Source organism: Citrobacter sp. RHB21-C05 (genome assembly GCF_013889015.1).
Classification (GTDB): Bacteria; Pseudomonadota; Gammaproteobacteria; order Enterobacterales; family Enterobacteriaceae; genus Citrobacter_A; species Citrobacter_A sedlakii.
Map to the genome: position 1 here is coordinate 1,343,382 of NZ_CP057611.1, position 23,400 is coordinate 1,366,781.

The 23,400-nt window shown below is 53.8% G+C and carries 21 protein-coding genes, 6 tRNA genes and 1 other RNA gene; 15 read left to right on the forward strand and 13 right to left on the reverse strand.

Features of this window, described 5'->3' with window-relative positions; genetic code table 11:
- Positions 1-46 precede the first annotated feature (46 nt).
- Together HVX72_RS06425 and HVX72_RS06430 are read left to right on the forward strand one after the other, a co-directional pair.
- A complete protein-coding gene (locus tag HVX72_RS06425) occupies positions 47-1,303 on the forward strand; it encodes a nucleoside permease (protein ID WP_181822796.1) in 1,257 nt (418 codons plus the stop codon).
- Between the two features lie 96 nt (positions 1,304-1,399).
- On the forward strand, positions 1,400-2,284 hold the full coding sequence (locus tag HVX72_RS06430; protein ID WP_181822797.1) for a LysR family transcriptional regulator: 885 nt from the start codon (positions 1,400-1,402) through the stop codon (positions 2,282-2,284).
- A gap of 124 nt (positions 2,285-2,408) precedes the next feature.
- Here HVX72_RS06430 and HVX72_RS06435 read toward each other — a convergent pair.
- From HVX72_RS06435 to HVX72_RS06455, 5 genes are all read right to left on the reverse strand, one after another.
- Positions 2,409-2,542, reverse strand: a non-coding RNA gene (locus tag HVX72_RS06435) — RtT sRNA.
- Between the two features lie 24 nt (positions 2,543-2,566).
- A tRNA-Lys gene (locus tag HVX72_RS06440) sits at positions 2,567-2,642 on the reverse strand.
- Between the two features lie 4 nt (positions 2,643-2,646).
- Positions 2,647-2,722, reverse strand: a tRNA-Val gene (locus HVX72_RS06445).
- Positions 2,723-2,763: 41 nt separating this feature from the next.
- Positions 2,764-2,839 (reverse strand) — tRNA-Val (locus HVX72_RS06450).
- 45 nt (positions 2,840-2,884) lie between these two features.
- A tRNA-Val gene (locus tag HVX72_RS06455) sits at positions 2,885-2,960 on the reverse strand.
- A gap of 257 nt (positions 2,961-3,217) precedes the next feature.
- Between HVX72_RS06455 and gltX the strand changes: the two genes are divergently transcribed.
- Entirely contained in the window at positions 3,218-4,633 is a 1,416-nt protein-coding gene (gene gltX / locus HVX72_RS06460; RefSeq protein ID WP_181822798.1) for a glutamate--tRNA ligase, read from the forward strand.
- A gap of 66 nt (positions 4,634-4,699) precedes the next feature.
- Here the strand turns inward: gltX and HVX72_RS06465 are convergent, their stop codons facing one another.
- Positions 4,700-5,098 carry a YfeC-like transcriptional regulator gene (locus HVX72_RS06465; RefSeq protein WP_181822799.1) on the reverse strand — a complete coding sequence of 133 codons (399 nt, stop codon included), beginning with the start codon at positions 5,096-5,098 and terminating at the stop codon, positions 4,700-4,702.
- A 2-nt stretch (positions 5,099-5,100) separates the two neighbouring features.
- Positions 5,101-5,463, reverse strand: a complete 363-nt coding sequence (locus HVX72_RS06470) for a YfeC-like transcriptional regulator (protein ID WP_060570075.1) — start codon at positions 5,461-5,463, stop codon at positions 5,101-5,103.
- A 221-nt stretch (positions 5,464-5,684) separates the two neighbouring features.
- Here HVX72_RS06470 and HVX72_RS06475 point away from each other — a divergent pair.
- The 3 genes from HVX72_RS06475 (at position 5,685) to HVX72_RS06485 (ending at position 8,271) form a co-directional block, all read left to right on the forward strand.
- A tRNA-Ala gene (locus HVX72_RS06475) sits at positions 5,685-5,760 on the forward strand.
- Between the two features lie 39 nt (positions 5,761-5,799).
- Positions 5,800-5,875: transfer RNA gene (locus HVX72_RS06480), tRNA-Ala, on the forward strand.
- Between the two features lie 197 nt (positions 5,876-6,072).
- Positions 6,073-8,271, forward strand: a complete 2,199-nt coding sequence (locus tag HVX72_RS06485; protein ID WP_060570076.1) for a sensor domain-containing phosphodiesterase — start codon at positions 6,073-6,075, stop codon at positions 8,269-8,271.
- 45 nt (positions 8,272-8,316) lie between these two features.
- Here HVX72_RS06485 and nupC read toward each other — a convergent pair whose 3' ends face one another.
- Entirely contained in the window at positions 8,317-9,519 is a 1,203-nt protein-coding gene (gene nupC, locus HVX72_RS06490; protein ID WP_042290810.1) for a nucleoside permease NupC, read from the reverse strand.
- Positions 9,520-9,862: 343 nt separating this feature from the next.
- Here nupC and HVX72_RS06495 point away from each other — a divergent pair, with 343 nt between their 5' ends.
- Positions 9,863-11,101, forward strand: a complete 1,239-nt coding sequence (locus tag HVX72_RS06495; protein ID WP_181822800.1) for an Nramp family divalent metal transporter — start codon at positions 9,863-9,865, stop codon at positions 11,099-11,101.
- Positions 11,102-11,148: 47 nt separating this feature from the next.
- Here the strand turns inward: HVX72_RS06495 and ypeC are convergent, their stop codons facing one another.
- Positions 11,149-11,481, reverse strand: coding sequence for a DUF2502 domain-containing protein YpeC (gene ypeC, locus HVX72_RS06500; protein ID WP_042290806.1), 333 nt, complete (start codon positions 11,479-11,481; stop codon positions 11,149-11,151).
- Between the two features lie 127 nt (positions 11,482-11,608).
- Entirely contained in the window at positions 11,609-12,607 is a 999-nt protein-coding gene (gene mgrA, locus HVX72_RS06505; protein WP_181822801.1) for an L-glyceraldehyde 3-phosphate reductase, read from the reverse strand.
- Between the two features lie 182 nt (positions 12,608-12,789).
- Between mgrA and HVX72_RS06510 the strand changes: the two genes are divergently transcribed.
- On the forward strand, positions 12,790-14,445 hold the full coding sequence (locus tag HVX72_RS06510; RefSeq protein WP_181822802.1) for a thiamine pyrophosphate-binding protein: 1,656 nt from the start codon (positions 12,790-12,792) through the stop codon (positions 14,443-14,445).
- Here HVX72_RS06510 and HVX72_RS06515 read toward each other — a convergent pair whose 3' ends face one another.
- Entirely contained in the window at positions 14,446-15,681 is a 1,236-nt protein-coding gene (locus HVX72_RS06515; RefSeq protein WP_181822803.1) for an ion channel protein, read from the reverse strand.
- 204 nt (positions 15,682-15,885) lie between these two features.
- Here HVX72_RS06515 and glk point away from each other — a divergent pair, with 204 nt between their 5' ends.
- From glk to HVX72_RS06550, 7 genes are all read left to right on the forward strand, one after another.
- On the forward strand, positions 15,886-16,851 hold the full coding sequence (gene glk, locus HVX72_RS06520) for a glucokinase (RefSeq protein WP_181822804.1): 966 nt from the start codon (positions 15,886-15,888) through the stop codon (positions 16,849-16,851).
- 86 nt (positions 16,852-16,937) lie between these two features.
- Positions 16,938-17,195 carry a hypothetical protein gene (locus HVX72_RS06525; RefSeq protein ID WP_181822805.1) on the forward strand — a complete coding sequence of 86 codons (258 nt, stop codon included), beginning with the start codon at positions 16,938-16,940 and terminating at the stop codon, positions 17,193-17,195.
- A gap of 113 nt (positions 17,196-17,308) precedes the next feature.
- Complete coding sequence (locus tag HVX72_RS06530) at positions 17,309-17,629, forward strand: metalloregulator ArsR/SmtB family transcription factor (protein WP_042290953.1); 321 nt, start codon at positions 17,309-17,311, stop codon at positions 17,627-17,629.
- Positions 17,630-17,670: 41 nt separating this feature from the next.
- Complete coding sequence (locus HVX72_RS06535; protein ID WP_181823248.1) at positions 17,671-18,960, forward strand: arsenic transporter; 1,290 nt, start codon at positions 17,671-17,673, stop codon at positions 18,958-18,960.
- A gap of 12 nt (positions 18,961-18,972) precedes the next feature.
- Positions 18,973-19,398, forward strand: a complete 426-nt coding sequence (arsC, locus tag HVX72_RS06540; protein ID WP_181822806.1) for a glutaredoxin-dependent arsenate reductase — start codon at positions 18,973-18,975, stop codon at positions 19,396-19,398.
- Between the two features lie 163 nt (positions 19,399-19,561).
- Positions 19,562-20,101, forward strand: a complete 540-nt coding sequence (locus HVX72_RS06545) for a DUF2058 domain-containing protein (protein ID WP_181822807.1) — start codon at positions 19,562-19,564, stop codon at positions 20,099-20,101.
- 76 nt (positions 20,102-20,177) lie between these two features.
- Positions 20,178-20,660, forward strand: coding sequence for a cold shock domain-containing protein (locus HVX72_RS06550; RefSeq protein WP_181822808.1), 483 nt, complete (start codon positions 20,178-20,180; stop codon positions 20,658-20,660).
- 42 nt (positions 20,661-20,702) lie between these two features.
- Here HVX72_RS06550 and HVX72_RS06555 read toward each other — a convergent pair whose 3' ends face one another.
- On the reverse strand, positions 20,703-21,437 hold the full coding sequence (locus tag HVX72_RS06555) for a LytTR family DNA-binding domain-containing protein (protein WP_042290791.1): 735 nt from the start codon (positions 21,435-21,437) through the stop codon (positions 20,703-20,705).
- A gap of 14 nt (positions 21,438-21,451) precedes the next feature.
- The gene (gene ypdA, locus HVX72_RS06560; protein ID WP_120714890.1) at positions 21,452-23,146 is read right to left on the reverse strand and encodes a two-component system sensor histidine kinase YpdA; all 1,695 of its coding nucleotides are present in this window, start codon (positions 23,144-23,146) and stop codon (positions 21,452-21,454) included.
- Between the last annotated feature and the right edge of the window lie 254 nt (positions 23,147-23,400).

Here is a 23,400-nt window from a genome sequence, read left to right on the forward strand (position 1 = left end):
AGACCCCGGCTTACGGGGTCGTACTCTACGGCAAGGAAGGAAAAGAATGCGTATTGCGACACGCTTAAAAATCATGTCTTTTTTGCAATATTTTATCTGGGGAAGCTGGTTGGTGACTCTGGGCTCTTACATGATTAACACCTTACATTTTACCGGAGCCAACGTGGGCATGATCTACAGCTCAAAAGGGCTGGCGGCGATTATTATGCCGGGGATTATGGGGATCATCGCGGACAAATGGCTACGCGCAGAACGTGCGTACATGCTGTGTCATCTGGTTTGCGCTGGCGTGTTGCTGTACGCAACGACCGTCACTGATTCGGACACCATGTTCTGGGTAATGCTGGTCAATGCGATGGCCTACATGCCGACAATTGCGCTCTCTAACAGCATTTCTTATTCCTGCCTGGCGCAGGCGGGGCAGGATCCGGCGACGGCATTCCCGCCTGTTCGCGTTTTCGGCACGATTGGTTTTATCGTCGCGATGTGGGCCGTCAGTCTGATGGGGCTGGAACTTAGCAGCGCGCAGTTGTATATCGCTTCTGGCGCATCGCTGCTGCTAACGATGTATGCTTTTACGCTGCCGAAGATCCCGATTGCGGAGAAGAAAGCGACCGCATCTTTAGTCAGTAAGCTGGGGCTGGATGCTTTTGTGCTATTCAAAAAACCGCGTATGGCGATCTTCTTTCTCTTCGCGATGATGCTGGGTGCAGTGCTGCAAATTACCAACGTATTCGGTAACCCGTTCCTGCATGACTTTGCCCGCAACCCGGAATTTGCCGACAGTTTTGTGGTGAAATATCCCTCAATATTGCTTTCGGTTTCCCAGATGGCGGAAGTGGGCTTTATTCTGACGATCCCGTTCTTCCTGAAGCGATTTGGTATTAAAACGGTCATGCTGATGAGCATGCTGGCATGGACGCTGCGCTTTGGCTTCTTTGCTTTTGGCGACCCATCGCCGTTGGGTTTTGTCATGCTGCTGATGTCGATGATTGTCTACGGCTGCGCCTTCGACTTCTTTAACATTTCAGGTTCTGTTTTTGTGGAGCAGGAAGTGGACGCGCGAATTCGCGCCAGCGCCCAGGGGCTGTTTATGACCATGGTCAATGGCGTCGGCGCATGGGTTGGCTCGATACTGAGCGGCCTGGCGGTAGATTATTTTTCGGTTGACGGCGTGAAGGACTGGCAAACTATCTGGTTAGTCTTTGCGGCGTACGCTCTGGTGCTGGCGGTGATATTCGCGCTGTTCTTTAAGTATAAGCATGAGCCAGAAAAGTTAATGGCCAGGTCGCTGGCACATTAATCTCTCTCGCGGCGGGTCATCTACCCGCCGTTTTATCTTATGAGCGGCAATGTGGTAACGTTGCGATGTCTCCCTCTAAACTGGAACGCACTTATCATGGAACGCGCGCATCGCATCGATCTCAAGCTACTGCGGTATTTTCTTGCGGTTGCGGAAGAACTGCATTTTGGCCGGGCGGCAGCGCGTCTGAACATGTCGCAGCCTCCGTTGAGTATTCATATCAAAGAGCTCGAGCAGCAGCTGGGGACGTTGCTGTTTGTGCGTCATTCGCGCAGCGTGGCGCTAACGCATGCGGGTAAAATCCTGATGGAGGAGTCCCGGCGGCTGCTGGCGAGTGCCAATCAGGCAATGGCGCGAGTTGAACAGATCGGGCGGGGCGAGGCGGGGCGAATCGAACTTGGCGTGGTCGGTACCGCAATGTGGGGGAGGATGCGTCCGGCGATGCGCAGTTTTCTAAAAGAAAACCCCAACGTAGAAGTGCTCTTTCGCGAAAAATCACCGGGTATGCAAATGGCGCTGTTAGAGCGTCGGGAACTGGATGCCGGGATCTGGCGAATGGCGATCGAGCCTCCCTCCGGATTTACCAGCCTGCGTCTGCATGAGTCTTCATTTCTGGTCGCCGTCCCTGAGGATCATACGTTGGCCTCTCGTGAGTCAATCCCCCTCGCCGCGTTGCGGAATGAATACTTCGTCACCCTTCCGTCGGTACATTCCGATTGGGCATTTCTCCAGCGCGTATGCCAGCAGGCGGGTTTCTCCCCGATGATCATTCGTGAAGTGGTGGAGCCGCAGACGGTGTTGGCGATGATAAGCATGGGGATGGGGATCACGCTGATGGCGGATGGATACGCGCAGATGAACTGGCCAGGGGTGGCGTTTCGACCTCTGGAAGAGCGGATACCGGCGGACCTGTATGTGGTTTATGAGAAGCAGCAAGCAACGCCCGCACTGGAGCGGATGATTGAGTCGTTAACGGCGTAGCGGCATTTTACCGGATGATGGCATGCTCTTATCCAGTCTACAAAACGGCGCCGTGGCCTTTCCAGTTATTAAATTCTGCATTCTGCATATAGCAAAAAGGCGCCTTTAGGGCGCCTTTTTACATTGGTGGGTCGTGCAGGATGACTCGGCTTCGCCTCGCCCTTCGGGCCGTCGCCGCAAGCGGCTCCGTTGTCTCACTACGTTCGACCCGAACCTGCGGCAGGTTCGAATCATTAAATTCTGCATATAGCAAAAAGGCGCCTTTAGGGCGCCTTTTTACATTGGTGGGTCGTGCAGGATTCGAACCTGCGACCAATTGATTAAAAGTCAACTGCTCTACCAACTGAGCTAACGACCCGAAGTGGTGGGTGATGACGGGATCGAACCGCCGACCCCCTCCTTGTAAGGGAGGTGCTCTCCCAGCTGAGCTAATCACCCACTTCGGTACTTCACAATAAGAAATTTAGCTGGCGAGAAAGTGGTGGGTGATGACGGGATCGAACCGCCGACCCCCTCCTTGTAAGGGAGGTGCTCTCCCAGCTGAGCTAATCACCCACTTCTCAATTTCTTATCTACACGGCGGAGACTACATAAAGTAGTTGGTGGGTGATGACGGGATCGAACCGCCGACCCCCTCCTTGTAAGGGAGGTGCTCTCCCAGCTGAGCTAATCACCCCCGCTGTGTGGAGTCGCATTATAGGGAGAGTTGAAAATGAGTCAACGCATTTTCTAAAGAAATTGTTCGTTCGTCGTAAATTTAAGCAAAACGATCGCAAATCGATCCATCAGGTATGATTTCTATACGAAAATAGCAAAGCCCACGGTTCGGGCCGTAACAACATTGAGGAATCAGGTGGGAGTGATAGAATACCGAACGTCAATTTTTCCCGGATTTGCCGGCTGTCGGCATCTTTATCAACGTAAGGCCATTTCATGAAAATCAAAACTCGCTTCGCGCCAAGCCCGACAGGCTATCTGCACGTCGGTGGTGCGCGTACTGCTCTCTATTCCTGGCTATTTGCACGTCACCACGGCGGTGAGTTTGTGCTGCGTATTGAAGACACCGATCTCGAACGTTCTACCCCGGAAGCTATCGAAGCCATTATGGATGGCATGAACTGGCTGAGCCTGGAATGGGATGAAGGCCCGTATTTCCAGACTAAACGTTTTGATCGTTATAACGCCGTGATTGATGAGATGCTGGAAGCGGGCACCGCCTATAAATGCTATTGCTCGAAAGAGCGTCTGGACGCGCTGCGTGAAGAGCAGATGGCAAAAGGCGAGAAGCCGCGTTATGACGGTCGTTGCCGCCACGGTCACGAGCACCATGCTGACGATGAGCCGTGCGTCGTGCGTTTCGCAAACCCGCAGGACGGCTCTGTCATTTTCGACGATCAGATCCGTGGACCAATCGAGTTCAGCAACCTTGAACTGGACGATCTGATTATCCGTCGTACCGACGGGTCTCCGACTTATAACTTCTGTGTCGTTGTGGACGACTGGGATATGGAAATCACGCATGTTATTCGTGGTGAAGACCATATCAATAACACGCCGCGCCAGATCAACATTTTGAAAGCGCTGAACGCGCCGGTGCCGGTGTATGCGCACGTTTCCATGATCAACGGCGACGACGGAAAAAAACTGTCCAAGCGTCATGGCGCGGTAAGCGTCATGCAGTATCGTGACGACGGCTACTTGCCGGAAGCATTGCTGAACTATCTGGTACGTCTCGGTTGGTCCAGTGGCGATCAGGAAATCTTCACCCGTGAAGAAATGATCAAACTGTTCTCCCTGGGAGCGGTCAGCAAATCCGCCAGCGCGTTTAATACTGAGAAATTGCAGTGGCTGAACCACCACTATATCAATACGCTGGCGCCGGAATATGTGGCTACGCACCTTCAGTGGCATATCGAACAAGAAAATATCGATACCCGTAACGGCCCGCAGCTGGCTGAACTGGTGAAACTGCTGGGCGAACGTTGCAAAACGCTGAAAGAGATGGCTCAAAGCTGCCGTTATTTCTATGAGGATTTCGCTGAGTTCGACGCCGATGCCGCGAAGAAACACCTGCGTCCGGTTGCGCGTCAGCCGCTGGAAGTGGTGCGTGACAAACTGGCGGCAATCAGCGACTGGACGGCTGAGAACGTGCATCATGCGATTCAGGCTACTGCCGATGAGCTGGACGTCGGGATGGGCAAAGTGGGGATGCCGTTGCGCGTCGCCGTCACCGGCGCGGGTCAGTCTCCAGGCTTAGACGTTACGGTACACGCGATCGGTAAAACCCGTAGCATCGAGCGTATCAATAAAGCGCTGGCGTTTATTGCTGAGCGTGAAGCACAACAGTAATCCGTTATGGAACCAGGCCGGAGAGGGCGGTTATGCCTCCCGGCCTGTTATCCGCTGACGTTGCGCTTATTGCGCTTCCGATTCCTCAATGCCCAGACGGGCGAGAAAACGACGAATACCTTCGCGCGAAAGAAATAACGCCAGCTTTTCCTGTTCCGTTTCTGACATATTCTCTACGGCATCAACGATCTGCCGAAAGGCATGACTGCGTGCGCCGGGATGGTAATCGGCCAGCGGTTCTTCGGCCTGATAAAATGCGTAATGATTGCGAAACGCAGGGATGTTCAGAATGAATTCCCGCACGCGGCTGTCGATGTGTACCAGTCTTGCCCGACCGCCTTTCACGCCAGGAAATTTTTCCGTTTCCCATTTTTGCTCACGGATCCAACGATTGACGGTTTGTCTGGCGACCCCGAGGCAGTCCGCCAGCTCTTCGGTGGTCATCTTGCTGCGTAATCTTTTCATAATTATTTGCTGTCGCGGATCCCTAAGCGTTGTAACAAACCGGTAATCCCTTCCCGAAGTAGCAAGGAAGTGATTTTTTTCTGTTCCGCAGGCGTCATTTCTTTCGCCAGCTTGATCAGCAAAGCTTCAAGCGACGCATCGCCAGGGGACGACAATGCGTCCGATAACCCCTCCGCCGAACGCTCTGCGCTGCGGATATATTCACGAACCTGTTCGTTTACGTGCACCAGACGCGCTTTACCGCCCTGAACGCCCGGTTTCGGCGATGTCACCCATCCCTCTTTACGCACCCATTTATTGATGGTCTGTCGGCTGTAACCGGTCAGATTGGCGAGTTCTTCCGGCGTCATCCGCTCCTTGAACATAACAATTCCCTGAATAGTCGTGTGGTTAATTAGTGGTTCATTTTATAGCACCATTTTAGTAGAAACCGTGACGCGTTTAACTACTGAATGCGAGTTGATACGCAATGTTCTTCATTTGTTTGCTTTTTCAGCGATTAGCGTCAGGGGCTTTAATTTGCCGTTGACACGTGCGAAGGGAATTCATATGATGCCGCCCGTCAACTCGACAAGCTTTACGTGACGGGGCTATAGCTCAGCTGGGAGAGCGCTTGCATGGCATGCAAGAGGTCAGCGGTTCGATCCCGCTTAGCTCCACCAAAAATTGCACCCAACAATTTTGGTACGTAAAGAGATCGTGGGGCTATAGCTCAGCTGGGAGAGCGCTTGCATGGCATGCAAGAGGTCAGCGGTTCGATCCCGCTTAGCTCCACCACATTCCGAACCCTCGCTGCGAAGCGGGGGTTTTTTTATCTCAGCAATTCTTCCTGTTTTGTAATACAGTTTCTGATGAGACAGAGCCTGTTTGACACAAGGTTGCCTCGTTTTCTGGTCGCCATAGGTTTGCTTCGCGGTGTGAATAAACTTATCATTTATGTGATTAATCGTGCGTTTCGTGAGAGCAGTCAATCTATGCCAGTTAAGCATAACCTGATAAATAATATAAGAATATTCGCGCTTGCGATAACGCTCTCCATTGCTGCAATTCAGTTTTCACGCCTTATTTCTCCTCTTGCTATCGTTGACGCCAGCTATATTTATCTCTCCTGGTTACCGCTGTGTGTGATGCTGGCCATTCTGCTTATTTTTGGCAGACGCGGCGTGGCGCCGATTGTGCTCGGCATGTTAATCACCAACGAATGGAATTTGCACCTGCCGTTTACCCAAAGTCTGGTGCTGCTCTTTTGCCAGATGCTGTCTGTTCTGGGCGTGTGCGCGCTGGTGCGTTGGCGGCTGGGCTCGCGCTGGCGACATGGTTTACCAAACCGGAATATCTGGCGTCGGGTAATATGGCTAGGTTTTGTCGCCCCGATAGGGATGAAGCTGAGTATGTATCTGGCGGGTTATTACCTCGACTTTCCGGTCGCTGTTTCCACCTTTTTTGGCACCGCAGTGGCGATATTTACCATTGTCGACATCCTGAGCCTGATCTCTGCCGCGCTGATTTTTACGATGCTTTTCTATTATCCGATGCGGATGATAGTGAACCCCCGCTATGCGCGAATCTTCTGGCGCAGAGACATCGCCCCGGCCCTTGAGAAAAAACAGCGCGCGTTCACGCTATGCTGGCTGGCAGTCCTGGCTGCGCTGTTGGCGATCATGTGCGCTCCCTTCGACAATGATTACATCGCGGGGTATATGGTGCCGGTCTTTTTCATTGTCTTTACCATCGGCGTCGGCAAACTCAGCTACCCGCTGTTGAACCTCAGTTGGGCGGTGTCGACGCTGTGCCTGCTGACCTATAACCGAAATTTCCTGCAGGGCGTCGGCTCGGAGTATTCGCTGGCGTTTATTCTTTCCGCGCTGATCTCGTTCAGTATCTGTTTGCTGTATATGACGCGCATTTATCAGCGCAGCAGTTGGCTCAATCGCCGCTGGCACCAGCAGGCGCTGACCGACCCGCTAACCCGCCTGCCGAATTTGCGCGCGCTGGAGCAATTTCTGCAAAACGAGGCGGGGCAGAGCGTGTGCTGCCTGCGGCTGGATAACCTGGAATTTTTGAGCCGGCACTATGGCATGCTGATGCGCGTACACTGTAAACGGACGGTATACCGCACCCTCGAACCTCTGCTGCTGGATAACGAAAAGATCTTCCAGTTACCTGGCAGCGAATTATTACTGGTGCTGAACGGCCCCGAAATGGACGCGCGTTTGCAGCATATGCTCGACCTGCTCAACAGCCGCAAAATTATCTGGAACAATACCGGGCTGGATATGGGGTACGGCGCTTCATGGGGCGGCTGGGACGGAAAGGCGGAGACCTTACAGCCTTTGCTTGGGCAACTAAGCTGGCTGGCCGAGCAGTCCTGTGCGCATCACCGGGTGATGGCGCTCACCAACAGCCTTGAAGTCGCCACCGGACAGACGACCGAACGCGTACTGTTGCTCAATAAAATTCGTAAAGCGCTGGATGACGGCGATCTGCTGCTTTACGCGCAGCCGATCCGCGACTGTGAAGGCAAAGGCTATGATGAAATTCTGGCGCGGCTGAAAAGCGATGACGGGGTTATGACGCCGGATCAGTTTATTCCGCTGATCGCTCAGTTTAACCTCAGCGCACGCTTTGATCTGCTGGTGGTTGAAGCCTTGCTGACGTGGCTTTCAGCGCATCCTTCCAGTGAACCAGGGCCACGCTTCTCGGTTAATTTAATGCCGCTAACGCTGCTGCAAAAAGAGACCGCCCCGCGGATCATTCGCCTGTTTAATCGCTACGGCATCGCGCCGCAAACCGTGATTATCGAGATTACCGAAGAACAAGCGTTCTCTAACTCGGAAGTCAGTATGCAAAATATTGAACAACTGCATAAGTTTGGCTTCAGAATCGCTATCGATGATTTCGGTACCGGATACGCCAACTATGAGCGCCTGAAGCGCCTGCAGGCTGACATCATTAAAATTGATGGCGTGTTTGTGAAGGACATCCTGAACGATTCGCTGGATGCCATGATTGTGAAGTCGATAACCGATCTGGCGAAAGCAAAATCCTTGAGCGTGGTCGCCGAATACGTTGAAACGCCAGCGCAGCGGGATCTGCTGTTAAGTATGGGCGTGAACTATTTGCAGGGCTATTTGATTGGGCGGCCTCTGCCGCTTGACGCGTCGCAGACGTAAAAAAGCCGGAGAAAGCGTCTCCGGCTTTTTCATTACGCTGTTGCCTTACAGAACCAGCGCGGCGATAGACGCAGAGAGCACGCTCACCAGCGTAGAACCGTAGACCAGTTTCAGACCAAAGCGGGAAACAACGTTACCTTGTTCCTCGTTCAGACCTTTGATGGCGCCGGCAATAATCCCGATGGATGAGAAGTTAGCGAAGGACACCAGGAACACCGACAGGATCCCTTCCGCGCGCGGAGAGAGCGTAGAGGCGATTTTCTGCAGATCCATCATTGCGACGAATTCGTTGGAAACCAGTTTGGTCGCCATAATACTGCCCACCTGCAGCGCTTCGTTGGACGGCACCCCCATCACCCACGCAACCGGGTAGAAGATATAGCCCAGGATGCCCTGGAAGGAGATGCTGTAGCCGAACCAGCCGGTCACGGTAGCGAACAGGGCGTTCAGCGCGGCGATCAGGGCGATAAAGCCGATCAGCATGGCCGCAACGATAATCGCGACTTTAAAGCCAGCCAGGATGTACTCACCCAGCATTTCGAAGAAGCTCTGGCCTTCGTGCAGGTTAGACATCTGGATATTCTCTTCGCTGGCATCAACGCGGTACGGGTTGATCAGCGACAGAACGATAAAGGTACTGAACATGTTGAGCACCAGCGCAGCCACCACATACTTCGGCTCCAGCATGGTCATGTACGCGCCAACGATAGACATGGAAACGGTCGACATCGCTGTCGCCGCCATGGTGTACATACGGTTGCGGGACATTTTGCCGAGAATATCTTTATAGGCGATAAAGTTCTCAGACTGGCCGAGGATCAGCGAACTTACCGCGTTGAAGGATTCCAGTTTACCCATGCCGTTGACTTTGGATAACAGGAAGCCGATCGCGCGGATGATCACCGGCAGAACGCGGATGTGCTGAAGAATACCAATCAAAGCGGAGATAAAGACGATTGGGCAGAGCACCTTCAGGAAGAAGAAAGCCAGACCCTGATCGTTCATGCTGCCAAAGACGAAGTTGGTACCTTCATTGGCGAATCCGAGCAGTTTTTCGAACATTTCGGAAAAGCCTTTCACGAAGCCCAGCCCGACGTTGGAGTTCAGGAAGAACCACGCCAGTAAAACTTCGATAACAAGCAACTGAATAACATAACGAATGCGAATTTTTTTACGGTCACTGCTTACCAGCAATGCGAGGATCGCAACAACGGCTAGCGCCAGGACAAAATGAAGGACGCGGTCCATATTTGCTCCAAATATGAGGCAGGTTTAATTTCCGTGCACATTCTATGTAACAGATACAAAGAAAACGAGATCTAACACACACTATAATCAGGACCTGTGACGAGATTCAAAAATAGTGATCACGCATACACTTCTGTTATGTCTAGTACCGAAGTGAATAGTTACGTCCTTGTGCTAATCTTATAACGATTGTTAAACATGCCGCGGGCATTTTCCGTATCCGCAGACCTTATCGTTCCAGCCTATCTGAGAAATCATTATCACCTGTCGCCGTTGCATTTGATAACCATTCTCATTAGGCGTAGCATTAAACATAGCAAAGGCTATATTTCCGGGGCACAAGATGACAGACGATCGCGTTGAGCGTAGCAGTGGAAGGGCAGCGCGCAAGTTAAGGCTCGCATTAATGGGACCTGCGTTCATCGCAGCTATCGGATATATCGATCCGGGCAACTTTGCCACTAACATTCAGGCGGGCGCCAGCTTTGGCTATACGTTGCTGTGGGTGGTGGTTTGGGCAAACCTGATGGCAATGCTGATTCAGGTGTTGTCAGCGAAGCTGGGCATCGCGACCGGCAAGAATCTGGCCGAACAGATTCGCGACCATTATCCCCGTCCGGTGGTGTTGTTTTACTGGGTGCAAGCGGAAATTATTGCGATGGCGACCGATCTCGCAGAGTTTATCGGCGCGGCGATTGGCTTCAAACTGATCCTTGGCGTCTCGCTTCTGCAAGGGGCGGTGCTAACCGGTATTGCCACGTTTCTGATCCTGATGCTGCAGCGTCGGGGGCAAAAGCCGTTGGAAAAAGTGATCGGCGGCCTGCTGCTGTTTGTGGCAGTGGCGTATATTGTCGAACTGATTTTTTCCCAGCCAGGCCTTACGCAATTAAGTAAAGGGATGATCATTCCCAGCTTGCCGAACGGCGAGGCGGTTTTTCTGGCCGCCGGGGTGTTGGGCGCAACGATAATGCCGCACGTCATTTATCTACACTCGTCTCTTACCCAGCATTTACACGGTGGAACGCGCCAGCAGCGCTATGCTGCAACGAAATGGGATGTCGCGATTGCGATGACGATTGCCGGATTCGTCAACCTGGCGATGATGGCGACCGCGGCTGCGGCGTTTCACTTCAGTGGTCATACCGGTGTAGCTGACCTCGATCAGGCCTATCTGACCCTTGAACCTTTGCTCAGTCATGCGGCGGCAACGGTTTTCGGACTGAGTCTGGTCGCTGCAGGACTGTCATCAACGGTTGTGGGAACGCTGGCCGGACAGGTGGTCATGCAGGGTTTTGTGCGTTTCCATATTCCTTTATGGGTTCGCCGTGTCATCACCATGATGCCGTCATTTATTGTCATTTTACTGGGGTTGGATCCGACGCGGATACTGGTGATGAGCCAGGTGCTGTTGAGCTTTGGTATCGCGCTGGCGCTGGTGCCGTTGCTGATCTTTACCAGTGATGGCGCGCTGATGGGTGAGCTGGTGAATACCCGCAGAGTGAAAATAATAGGCTGGATGATTGTCGTGCTGGTTGTGGTGCTGAATATCTGGCTGCTGGTGGGAACGGCGCTGGGACGGTAAAGAATAAGCCGGGTGAAACTACCCGGCTTAGTGAGGTATTGAACGGCTTAATCGTGGTGTCTGTGACCGTGGCCGCGTCCACGTCCGCGATGGTCGTCACGGTCGCGCCAGCCTTCACGGTATCCGCGCTCGTAAGCTTTGCGTTTATCCCAGCCGCGGTGTTTGCCGTTATCATGTCGCCACCAGCGGTCGCCACGCCATTCATAGTGACGATGCCAGTAATCACGGTCGCGCCAGTAGCCACCGTCCCAGTATCTGCCATAGTCGTCGCGATCGCCAATGTGTAATTTTATCGATGGCAACAGGGTGATTTCTCCCGCGTTTGCGGCCAGCGGTGCAAAAGCCAGCAAGGCTGCCGCGAGAATCAGTGACCTGAACATACTTTTTTCTCCTTCACGATCGAAGCCGTAATCGGCCTGTTAACGCAATTTTACGAGGTAGTAAAGTTGCGTTTTATCGCCTTAACTCTTAAATGATGAAGGAGAGCACGAAATGCTAAAGGCGTCGTTAATCTTCGCCCTTCAGTATGCTGTCGATCGCGGCGCACTCCTGCGGGGTGAACGCCCGGTTCGCCAGCATTCCAACGGCATCTTCGATCTGCGCGGGCTTACTGGCGCCAATCAGCACCGAAGTGACGTTATCGTTACGCAGCACCCACGCGAGCGCCATTTGCGACAGCTTTTGTCCACGCTTTTCCGCCAGCGCGTTCAACTGACGCACTTTTTCCAGCTTTGCCTCTGTCAACTGTTCCGGTCTGAGGAAACGGCTTCCGCTCGCCGCGCGGGAGTCGGCTGGAATACCATTAAGATAACGATCGGTGAGTTGTCCGCCTGCGAGCGGTGAAAAGGCGATACTACCCACCCCTTTTTCCTGCAATAGCGCGAGTAATCCGTCTTCAACCCAGCGCTCAAAGAGGGAGTATTTAGGCTGATGAATCAGACACGGTGTGCCTAAATCATTGAGGATATCGATGGCTTCACGGGCGCGGTCGGCAGGGTAGTTCGATAGCCCTACGTACAGCGCTTTGCCCTGACGCACCACATGGTCCAGCGCTTTCATGGTTTCCAGCAGCGGCGTGTCGGGATCCGGACGATGGTGGTAGAAAATGTCCACGTACTCCAGCCCCATGCGTTTCAGGCTTTGATCGAGGCTGGCAATCAGGTATTTGCGGGAACCCCAGTCGCCATACGGGCCGTCCCACATGGTGTAGCCCGCTTTGGTGGAGACGATCAGCTCATCGCGCCAGGGAAGAAAATCTTCCTGCAGAATGCGGCCAAAGTTACGCTCAGCCGACCCCGGCGGAGGACCGTAGTTATTGGCAAGGTCGAAATGCGTGATGCCGAGGTCAAACGCCCGTTGTAGCAGCGCCCGACTGTTCTCCACCTGGGTGGTATCACCGAAGTTATGCCACAGTCCGAGCGATACGGCAGGCAGCTTCAGGCCGCTCTGACCGCAGCGGTGGAACGTCATATTCTGATAGCGATTTTCATCAGGCTGGTAAACCATTGTGTTTCCTCGCGGTGAGTTCAGCTTTACAGTGTATACGTTTACACTGCCTCTTTTTCAAACACATTCTGCGCCGCGCCGCCTGTAAAGGCTGCTTTCCACTCCCATCGCGGATACTTTCTGGACAGGCCACACGGTTATTCAATACTCAACATGTGATGACCTTCAAAAGGAAAGCTGTCATGCAAAATCCCTATAGCGTTGCGGATTACCTGCTTGATCGACTGGCAGGCTGTGGGATTGAACATCTGTTTGGCGTACCGGGCGATTACAATTTGCAGTTCCTTGATCATGTCATTGACCACCCGGCTGTCCGCTGGGTGGGGTGTGCGAATGAACTGAATGCCGCTTACGCCGCCGACGGTTATGCCCGCGTGGCGGGGGCTGGGGCGCTGCTCACTACCTTTGGCGTTGGGGAACTGAGCGCGATTAACGGTCTGGCAGGCAGCTATGCTGAATACGTGCCCGTATTGCACATCGTCGGCGCTCCCTGTAGCGGGGCGCAGCGCCGGGGAGAACTGATGCACCACACGCTGGGGGATGGGGATTTTCAGCACTTTTACCGTATGAGCCAGACTATCTCTGCCGCCAGCGCGGTGCTGGATGAACACAACGCCTGCTATGAAATTGATCGCGTAATGCAAATTATGCTGACCTCTCGTCGTCCTGGCTACCTGATGTTACCCGCAGACGTGGCGAAGCGCCCGGCGTTCCCGCCGACCAGAGCGCTCTCTTTGACGTTGCCAGAATCGCAGGAGAGCGTGGTCACCGCGTTCCGCTATCAGGCTCGCAAGATGCTGATGAACAGCAGTCGTGTGGCGTTGCTGGCTGACTTTCTTGCCTGGCGATTCGATTTACAGCCAATCCTGCAACGCTGGATGGCCGAGACGCCCATGCCTCACGCGACCTTGCTCATGGGCAAAGGGCTGTTTGACGAACAGCAGCCGGGTTTTGTTGGCACCTACAGCGCAGGAGCCAGCAGCGAATATGTTCGTGAGATCATCGAAGGCGCGGATACTACCATTTGCGTGGGGACGCGTTTTGTCGACACGCTTACTGCCGGATTTACCCAACAGTTTGCGGCGCAGCGCACGATAGACATTCAGCCGCAGGGCGCCCGGGTCGGCCAGACCTGGTTCAGCGGTTTATCGATGGAACAGGCCGTGACCACCCTGCGAGAGCTGTGCCTGGAGCTGTCGTTTGCGCCGCTACCCGTGAAGCCCGCGGGCGAATCAGCGAGGGACGAAAAAGGACCGCTGACCCAGGAAAACTTCTGGCATACCGTGCAGCAGGCCCTCCAGCCAGGGGATATCCTTGTGGCGGATCAAGGAACGGCGGCCTTTGGCGCAGCCAGTCTGTCACTGCCGACCGGCGCGGAACTGCTGGTGCAACCGCTGTGGGGATCGATTGGTTATGCGCTCCCGGCGACCTTTGGCGCGCAGTTGGCGGCGCCCGGGCGGCGGGTGATACTGATAACCGGCGATGGCGCGGCACAACTGACGATTCAGGAAATAGGATCGATGTTGCGGGAAGCATTGTCGCCTGTCATTCTGCTGCTTAACAACGACGGATATACCGTTGAACGGGCGATCCACGGTGAAACACAGCGTTATAACGACATTGCGCCGTGGAACTGGACCCAGATACCCCGCGCTTTCAGCCTGAAGGAAGGCGCGGCGTGCTGGCAGGTCAGTCAGGCTATCCAACTGAAAGAGGTGCTGGCGCGCCTGTCGCAGCCACAGCGGCTGTCGTTGGTTGAAGTGATACTGCCAAAAGCCGACGTACCGGCGCTGCTGCGCGCGGTGACCCGGGCGCTGGAGTCACGCAACAGCGGATGACTATTTTTCCCGTCGGTGAGCCAGCATCATCGGCTTGCCGGCCAGCAGCAGCCAGGCCGGCAGCATAACGATGCACAACAGCGGCAGCAGATTGGCGTCGGGCACCACCACGGCGGCCATAAATAAACTGAGCCAGGCGTCGCGGGTAACAACCAGCACCATGCCGAGAATCGCGCAGGAGACGGTAATCGCCGCCGGTACCGCGTCGACATGCGCGTGCAGCATCAATCCTAATGCGACGCCGACAAAGACAGCCGGGAAGATTCGCCCGCCGCGAAATCCGCAGGCGGCCGCCACTACCAGCGCCGCGAGTTTGATCACCGCCAGCAGGAAAAAGTCCGTAGCGCTAAGGGTCTGACTGAACGCCATCTGTTGCATTTCATCCAGGCCTTTAAACAGCGACAGGGGACCGCCAATCACCCCCAGTACGCCGAGCATGAATCCGCCGACGCCAAGAATAAGCACCGGGTTTTTCAGCTGGTGTAGCAAAAAATGCAGACGCGGCAGGCACCATACCGCCACCATCCCTGCGGCTATGGCGATCGCCGCGACCACCGCGCCGCTGAAAATATCCACCAGCCGCATCTGCGTGTAATGGGCAATGGGCAGCGAAAAATGAGGATGGAAGAACAGACTGGTGGTCAAGGACCCTGCCGCTGCGGCCATCAGCGGGGCGAAAAGACGATCCCAGAGCGGAACATCGTCAGAACTGTTCAGCGTTTGCGAAAAGATCAGCGCGGCAGCGACAGGGGTGCCAAACAACGCGCCAATCGTGCCTGCGGAAGCCAGTATCGTCCAGTCGAGTGAGTTTACCCGCGGCATTAAACGACTGCCCAACGCTACCGCCAGCGCAATATTCACGGCCATGATGGGATGTTCCGGCCCGAGGCTAACCCCGCCTGCCAGCCCCAGCACCAGCGCCACAATCAGGCCTGGCAGCGCGCCAGGCGCGACCGGGGCGCTGATCAACGGCTCGGTCGCCGGATCGGGTCCGGCGTGACCCGGGCTGTAGCGGATCACCAGTCCCACCAGTACGCCGGTCAGCGTCAGGATGAGCATTATCCAGGCTGGGGAATCCGGGACAAGTCCGAAACTGCCCGGCAGGCGCTGCCACAGGACAAGCTGCAATACTGAAGCAAATTTCATTACTACAATAAGGACTAAACTTGACGCTATCCCAAGAATTAACGCGGGAAGCGACAATAACAGCATGGTTCTGGCTCGCGGATGGAGCATGGTTTTTTCCTTAATGCCGAATCTCGCGCTCAGTTTGCCGCAGTTGCCTTTCAGCGACGCGGCAAATGGTGCTGAAACGATAAAGTTATTGTGTGACCGGGATCGATATTTTCAGGGGACTCGCCTTTCTGGCGTTGTTGTTATGCCCCTGTGAATTTACAGTGTGGCAAAGACTTATTTTGACTTTAGCGGAGCAGTAGAAGAATGACAAAGTATGCTTTAGTGGGCGATGTGGGCGGCACCAACGCGCGCCTTGCTCTGTGTAACGTCGACAGCGGTGAAATCTCGCAGGCCAAAACGTATTCCGGCCTCGATTATCCCAGCCTCGAAGCCGTTGTCCGGGTTTACCTCGACGAACATCAGGCGAGCGTGGAAGATGGGTGTATCGCGATCGCCTGTCCGATCACCGGCGACTGGGTCGCTATGACCAACCATACCTGGGCATTTTCTATTGCGGAGATGAAAAAGAACCTCGGCTTCAGCCATCTCGAAATCATCAATGATTTCACCGCGGTGTCGATGGCGATCCCGATGCTGAAGAAAGAGGATTTAATCCAGTTTGGCGGGGCGGAGCCGGTTGAAGGTAAGCCTATTGCGGTGTATGGCGCCGGAACCGGGCTGGGCGTGTCGCATCTGGTACACGTCGACAAGCGCTGGATCAGCCTGCCGGGTGAAGGGGGGCATGTGGATTTCGCCCCTAACAGTGAAGAAGAGGGGATCATCCTGGAAGTGCTGCGCGCCGAAATCGGTCACGTTTCCGCCGAACGCGTACTTTCCGGACCGGGTCTGGTGAATCTGTACCGGGCGATTGTCAAAGCAGATGGCCGTCTGCCGGAAAATCTACAGCCAAAAGACATCACCGGGCGGGCGCTGGCGGACAGCTGTATCGACAGCCGTCGCGCGCTGTCGCTTTTCTGCGTGATCATGGGGCGCTTTGGCGGCAACCTGGCGTTGAACCTTGGTACCTTTGGCGGCGTGTACATCGCTGGCGGCATCGTGCCGCGTTTCCTTGAATTTTTCAAAGCCTCCGGCTTCCGCGGCGCTTTTGAAGATAAAGGACGTTTTAAGGCTTATGTGCAGGATATTCCGGTTTATTTGATTATTCATGATAATCCCGGTCTGCTTGGCGCAGGCGCGCATCTGCGCCAGACGTTAGGGCAAATTCTTTAGTTGGATGCCGGACGGCCGCTTGCGCTGTCCGGCGCCGGATACTCCTTTTCTTTGTCAACATGACCTGAATGTTGTCGATTGGCTATATGAAGCTGACATGGGAAAACACGCTTCCTGACACAGATAGCCAGGACATTCTTCTCAACAAACTCTCTCTGGATAGCCGCGAGACCCATACGCATTATGGTCAGCGTATATTTGAAAAATCATCGAACTTGCCCGTGGCCGCCAAAAAAAATATTGATGGCTGGAAGGGCCTGAGGACAATGACCGCGCTAATCGGTTTTACGTCCGACAGGGTATGTTGCGCATTAGAAACACCGTTTTCGAAGGCCTTGTCGTAACCATATCTTCTCCCCCCTGACGCGCCTTAATTTAGTGCTGTGACAGCCCCATCATTTCAATGCGAACAAATATGATTTACCATATGTGTCTGGAAAGGCTTATGGAGCGAGAAATGCGGCAACCTGTTCAACTTTTCAAAATTCTCTCGGACGAAACCCGACTCGCCATTGTCATGCTACTTCGGGAATCCGGGGAGATGTGCGTTTGCGAAATCTGCGCGGCTACCGCCGTCTCACAGCCTAAGATCTCGCGGCATATAGCGATTCTGCGCGAGGCCGGGCTTGTCCTTGACCGTCGTGAAGGTAAATGGATCCACTATCGTCTGTCACCACATATGCCGGCGTGGGCGGCCGAGACGATCGCGATCTCCTGGCAGTGTCTGCGCGACGACGTGCGTGACGGGTTGGCGAAGTCTGCCCGCACCTCCTGTTAAATCAAATATCATATACGTATAAACATATGTTAGAGCCTGAAATGCTGTTGGCAGGGAGTCTTTTTTTACTTACGCTGGTACTGGTTATCTGGCAACCCAGAGGGCTCAGTATCGGCTGGAGCGCGACGATCGGGGCAGTTCTGGCGCTGGGCACGGGCGTCATTCATTTCGATGATATCCCCGTAGTCTGGAATATCGTCTGGAACGCGACCGCCGCTTTTATCGCCGTGATCATTATCAGTTTGTTACTCGATGAGTCCGGTTTCTTTGAATGGGCCGCGCTACACGTCGCCCGATGGGGGAAGGGACGTGGGCGCTTGCTGTTCACCTGGATAGTTTTGCTCGGCGCCAGCGTTGCCGCGCTGTTTGCCAACGACGGCGCCGCGCTGATCCTGACGCCGATCGTTATTGCGATGCTGCTTGCGCTGGGCTTCAGCAAAGGCGCCACGCTGGCCTTTGTCATGGCGGCGGGGTTCATCGCGGATACCGCCAGTCTGCCGCTGATTGTTTCTAACCTGGTGAATATCGTTTCGGCCGATTTCTTCAGTCTGGGCTTTACGCAGTACGCCTCGGTTATGATCCCCGTGGATCTGGCCGCGATTGCCTCGACGCTGGTGATGTTGCACCTTTTCTTTCGCCGGGATATTCCGGCAACGTATGAGATCTCCCGACTCAACGCTCCCGCCAGTGCGATTAAAGATCCGGCGACCTTCAGAGCAGGCTGGATGGTTCTTCTGTCCCTACTTGTCGGTTTCTTTGTTCTGGAACCGTTGGGGATCCCCGTCAGTGCGATAGCGGCAGTGGGCGCGGCAGTGCTGTTTGCGGTGGCGAAAAGAGGCCGTGTGATTAATACTGGCAACGTCCTGCGCGGCGCTCCCTGGCAGATCGTGATTTTCTCGCTGGGCATGTATTTGGTGGTTTACGGACTGCGCAATGCGGGACTGACGCTGTATCTGTCTGGCGTGTTGAATCTGCTGGCGGACAAAGGGATCCTCGCCGCAACCTTTGGGACCGGCTTCCTGACGGCGTTTCTTTCGTCGGTCATGAATAATATGCCGACCGTGCTGATTGGCGCGCTGTCGATTGACGGGAGCGCCGCGAATGGCATCGTCAAAGAAGCGATGATTTATGCCAATGCGATCGGCTGCGATTTAGGGCCGAAAATCACGCCTATTGGCAGCCTGGCGACTCTGCTGTGGCTGCATGTGCTGGCTCAAAAGAATATGACTATCACCTGGGGCTATTACTTCCGCACGGGGATCGTCATGACCCTGCCCGTTCTGTTCGTGACGCTCGCCGCGCTGGCCTGGCGGCTCTCTGTCACTTTTTAATGAGATACTGAAATGAGCAACATTACCCTTTATCACAACCCGGCCTGTGGCACTTCCCGTAACACGCTGGAGATGATCCGTAACAGCGGTCACGAACCGACAATTATTTATTATCTTGATACCCCGCCCACCCGCAATGAACTGAGTAAGCTCATTGCCGATATGGGGATAACGGCGCGTGAGTTATTGCGTCAGAACGTTGAACCGTATGCCCTGTTGGGTCTTGAAGAAGACCGCTTTACCGACGAGCAGTTGATCGATTTTATGCTTCAGTATCCGATCCTGATTAATCGACCGATCGTGGTCACGCCGCTTGGCACCCGCTTGTGCCGGCCTTCGGAACGTGTGCTGGATATTCTTCCTGACGGTCAGAAAGGCGCATTTACCAAAGAAGATGGAGAAAAGGTGATTGACGAGACAGGGAAACGGCTGAAGTAATCTGCCGCCGCGTGACGTTATCCAGGGGAACAAACAACCCGATTTAAGCGGCAATGTCAGCGGCGTTCCTCGTGCTGATTATCGTCATCCCGAAAAATCGGTCTGCGCTACGTCAGCTTGCAGGTATAATCACAAAAACTCCCTAACAGATTCAGACGGCAAGATGACAAAACTTACCTTACAGGAGCAAATGCTCAAAGCGGGACTGGTCAGCAGTAAAAAGATGGCTAAAGTCCAGAGAACGGCGAAGAAATCACGTGTTCAGGCGCGGGAAGCCAGAGAAGCGGTGGAAGAAAATAAAAAAGCCCAGCTTGAGCGTGACAAGCAACTCAGCGAGCAGCAGAAACAGGCCGTTCTGGCGAAGGAACTGAAAGCGCAGGTGAAGCAGCTCATCGAAATGAACAGGATCACCGTGGCCAAAGGCAATATTGGTTTTAACTTCACCGACAATAATCTGATCAAGAAAATCGACGTTGATAAGCTCACTCAGACGCAGCTGATCAATGGTCGTCTGGCCATTGCCCGTTTGGTCAACGACAGCAGCGGCGAAAATGAATACGCGATTATTCCGGCGAGCGTTGCCGATAAGATTGCCCAGCGTGATGCGAGCTGTATTGTCCTGAACAGCGCGTTGAGTGCGGAAGAAGCTGAAGAAGACGATCCGTATGCTGATTTCAAAGTGCCTGATGATTTGATGTGGTAATGAACGGCTATTCATCCCGGCCTTTAGGCTTTACACTGCGCGCGTTAAAATAATCCGGTATGAACAACAGGCGGTAATGGCGATGAACGGAACAATCACAACGTGGTTTAAAGATAAAGGCTTCGGATTTATCAAAGATGAAAATGGCGATAATCGCTACTTTCATGTGATTAAGGTCGCCAATCCGGAGCTGATTAAGAAAGATGCTCAGGTCACCTTCGAACCCACCACCAACAACAAAGGGCTGTCGGCGTATGCGGTGAAGGTCATTCCGGACAGCAAATATATTTACATTGCGGGCGAGCGGCTTAAGCTTACCTCGATCAAATCGTTTGTGGTCTTCAGCGAAGAAGTGCCTGTCGATGCCCCCATCGATAAAGAAAATGCGGTGTTGTCGGTCGGTGTTCTGATGAGCAATATCCGTCCAAAATCTGCCGTGAAGCCGGGCGAGATGCGGACCGTGAAAAAGCTGGCGATCACCACCTTTCAGGGAACGACGTTGATCTTTTCCGAAGATGAGATTGACGTGGACGCCACGGTGAAGTTGCTCGCAATCTAACATTGCGGCGTGCAAACGGGCGCGATGCGCCCGGTTACCCCTTCACAGATGCATAAGCTGTCTGAACTCTTTCACCTTACTTCGGCTCACCGGCACCTCAAATTCCAGATCTTTTAGCCGCAATATATAGGTATTGTTGAACCAGGGTTCGATCTCGCGAATTTTGTTCAGGTTAACGCAGAACGAACGATGGCAGCGGAAGAAATGGGCAGGCGGCAGCTTATTGCAGAACTCCGTGAGGTTGACAGGCATAACGTATGAATCACGCCGCGTATAGACAAACGTCATTTTTTCATGCGCTTCGGCGTAATAAATATCGTTGATCGGCGTGACGATGATCCGCTCGTCTTTAACCAGATTGATGGTGTCATTTTCCCGTATAACCGCGCCCGCCGTTGCCGCGCCGGACTGCTGCAGGTGCCAGGCTGCTTCCAGTTTTTGCAGCATTCCAACAATGCGGGACTCCTGATACGGCTTGAGAATATAGTCAAATGCTTCCAGTTCAAACGCTTCCACCGCATGCTCTTTCCACGCAGTGATGAACACAATAAAGGGCTTATGCGCGAACTGACTGATATTCTGCGCCAGCAGCACGCCGTCGAGGGACGGGATGTTGATATCCAGAAAAATGGCGTCAACGCGGTTATGCTGTAAAAACTTCAACACGTCCAGCCCGTCGTCAAACGTGCCGACAATATCCATCTGGCTATGCTCTTTAATCAGCCAGCTCAGTTCCTGCTGGGCAAGGAATTCATCTTCAACAATGATAACCTTCACTGTATTCCTCCGGATTAAAGCAATAACGTGGCCGGTGAGGCGGCAGTCCGCTGATTGGGAACATAAAAGGCAATCTCGGTGCCCGGTTCCAGACGCCGTATATGCAGACCCTCCCCGTATAACAGCTTAACGCGATGATGGACGTTAAGCAGGCCGATTTTATTGCCAGGCATTTCATTGGACTCGACGCGCGCGATCACTTTCGGGTCGATGCCGTGACCGGTATCGCGCACCGCGATGCGCACCCGATTGCCGCATTCCGCCACGCTGATGGTCACCACGCCTTTCCCTTTACAGGGCTGAATACCGTGGACAATAGCGTTTTCCACCAGCGGCTGAATCAGCAGGCTGGGAATCGCGCAGTTAACCTCTTCGTCGATGTCATATATCACCGTTAACTTATCGCCAAAGCGGGCCTGCTCAATGGCGATATAATCTTTTATCTGATACAGCTCTTTCTTAATGTCGATCTGTTCGTCGTCTTTTAATTCGATGTTATAGCGCAGGTATCGCGACAGGTTAAAAATCAGCTGACGGGCGGTGTCCGGATTCAGTCGGATCGACGACGATATCGCGTTCAGCGCATTAAACAGGAAATGAGGATTAATTTTACTTTGAAGCGCGCGAAGCTCTGCCTTATTTGCCATTTCCCGCAGTTGTTCAGTGCGCGACACTTCCAGTTGGGTCGAAATGATCTGCGACAGTCCCACCGCCATCTCCTGCAGGGATGAAGTGATCTGGTGCGCATGGCAGTAGTAAATCTTCAGCGTACCGGTCACCACACCTTTTTCCCAAAGCGGAATCACCAGCATCGAATGAATTTCCGGCGTTCGGTGCGCTTCATCATTGTTTTTAATAATGATTTTTCCGTAATTGATCGCCTGCCGGGTGGTGGGGCTAATCATGTCGTCGCGATCGCGGTAGTTTGTTTCACCGACGCCTACATAGGCCAGTACATGCTGAGTATTGGTGATCGCCACGGCGTCGGCATGAATATCATGGCGAATGATTTCGCAGATCTGACGTAGCGATTCGCTGTTCACGTGGCGAAACAGGGGCAGGGTTTTGTTAGCGATGTCCAGCGCCAGTTTGGCCTGACGCGCCGCGCTGGCCTCTTTTTCCCCTTCAACGCTTCGCACCAGCAGCACAATAAAGCCAATGCAGACGCTGCCGAGGATCATGGGAATGCCGATCTTGGAAACGATATCCAGCCCCAGAGCGGTCGTCGGCGCCCAGACGATCACCAGAATCATGGTCAGCGTTTCGCACAGCATGCCGCCTAATATCCCCACGCGCCAGTGCTGCGCTTTAGGGACCCGCTGGTTGATCCAGCCTGCGATGCAGCCAGCCAGTATGCTGGTGATAAAGCAGGGGACGGCGGTGACGCCGCCGATATCGATCAGATAGCGGTGGGTACCGGCAATCACGCCGGTGATGATGCCTACCCAGGGACCAAACAGAATCCCGCCGGACATCACGGCGATGATCCGCACATTCACCAGCGAACCTTCTACCGGAACGCCTGACCAGGTGCTGAACAGGGCGAACAGCGAAAAAATCGCGGTGACGGCGAGTAGCTCTTTGGGCGTATGGGCCGACTTATGCAGCAGTTCGCGAAACAGTCGGATGCGGATAAGAAAGAACAAGCAGAAAAGCATCAGCGCTGCCCGATCAAACACCGCCAGCAGCATAGTAAATATTTCGTGCACGGAGGACTCTGGCCAAAAGGGGAAAACACTATGATAGGTAACCGTGGCGCCGATCACCAGCGTACTCATCAACCTTTCTAATGAGGAAAAACCCTGTTTTTAAAAGGGGATAGTTAATAAAGCGGTTTAATGACAGGGCCCTTGCAAAAACAGTGTGCCGATTGGTTATTAGTTTAAGGACAAAATGTTATTAAAAAGTAACCTTCGAAACCAGTAAAACTACGAAGTTTCCCCGTTTAAAATAGTACTTCCCC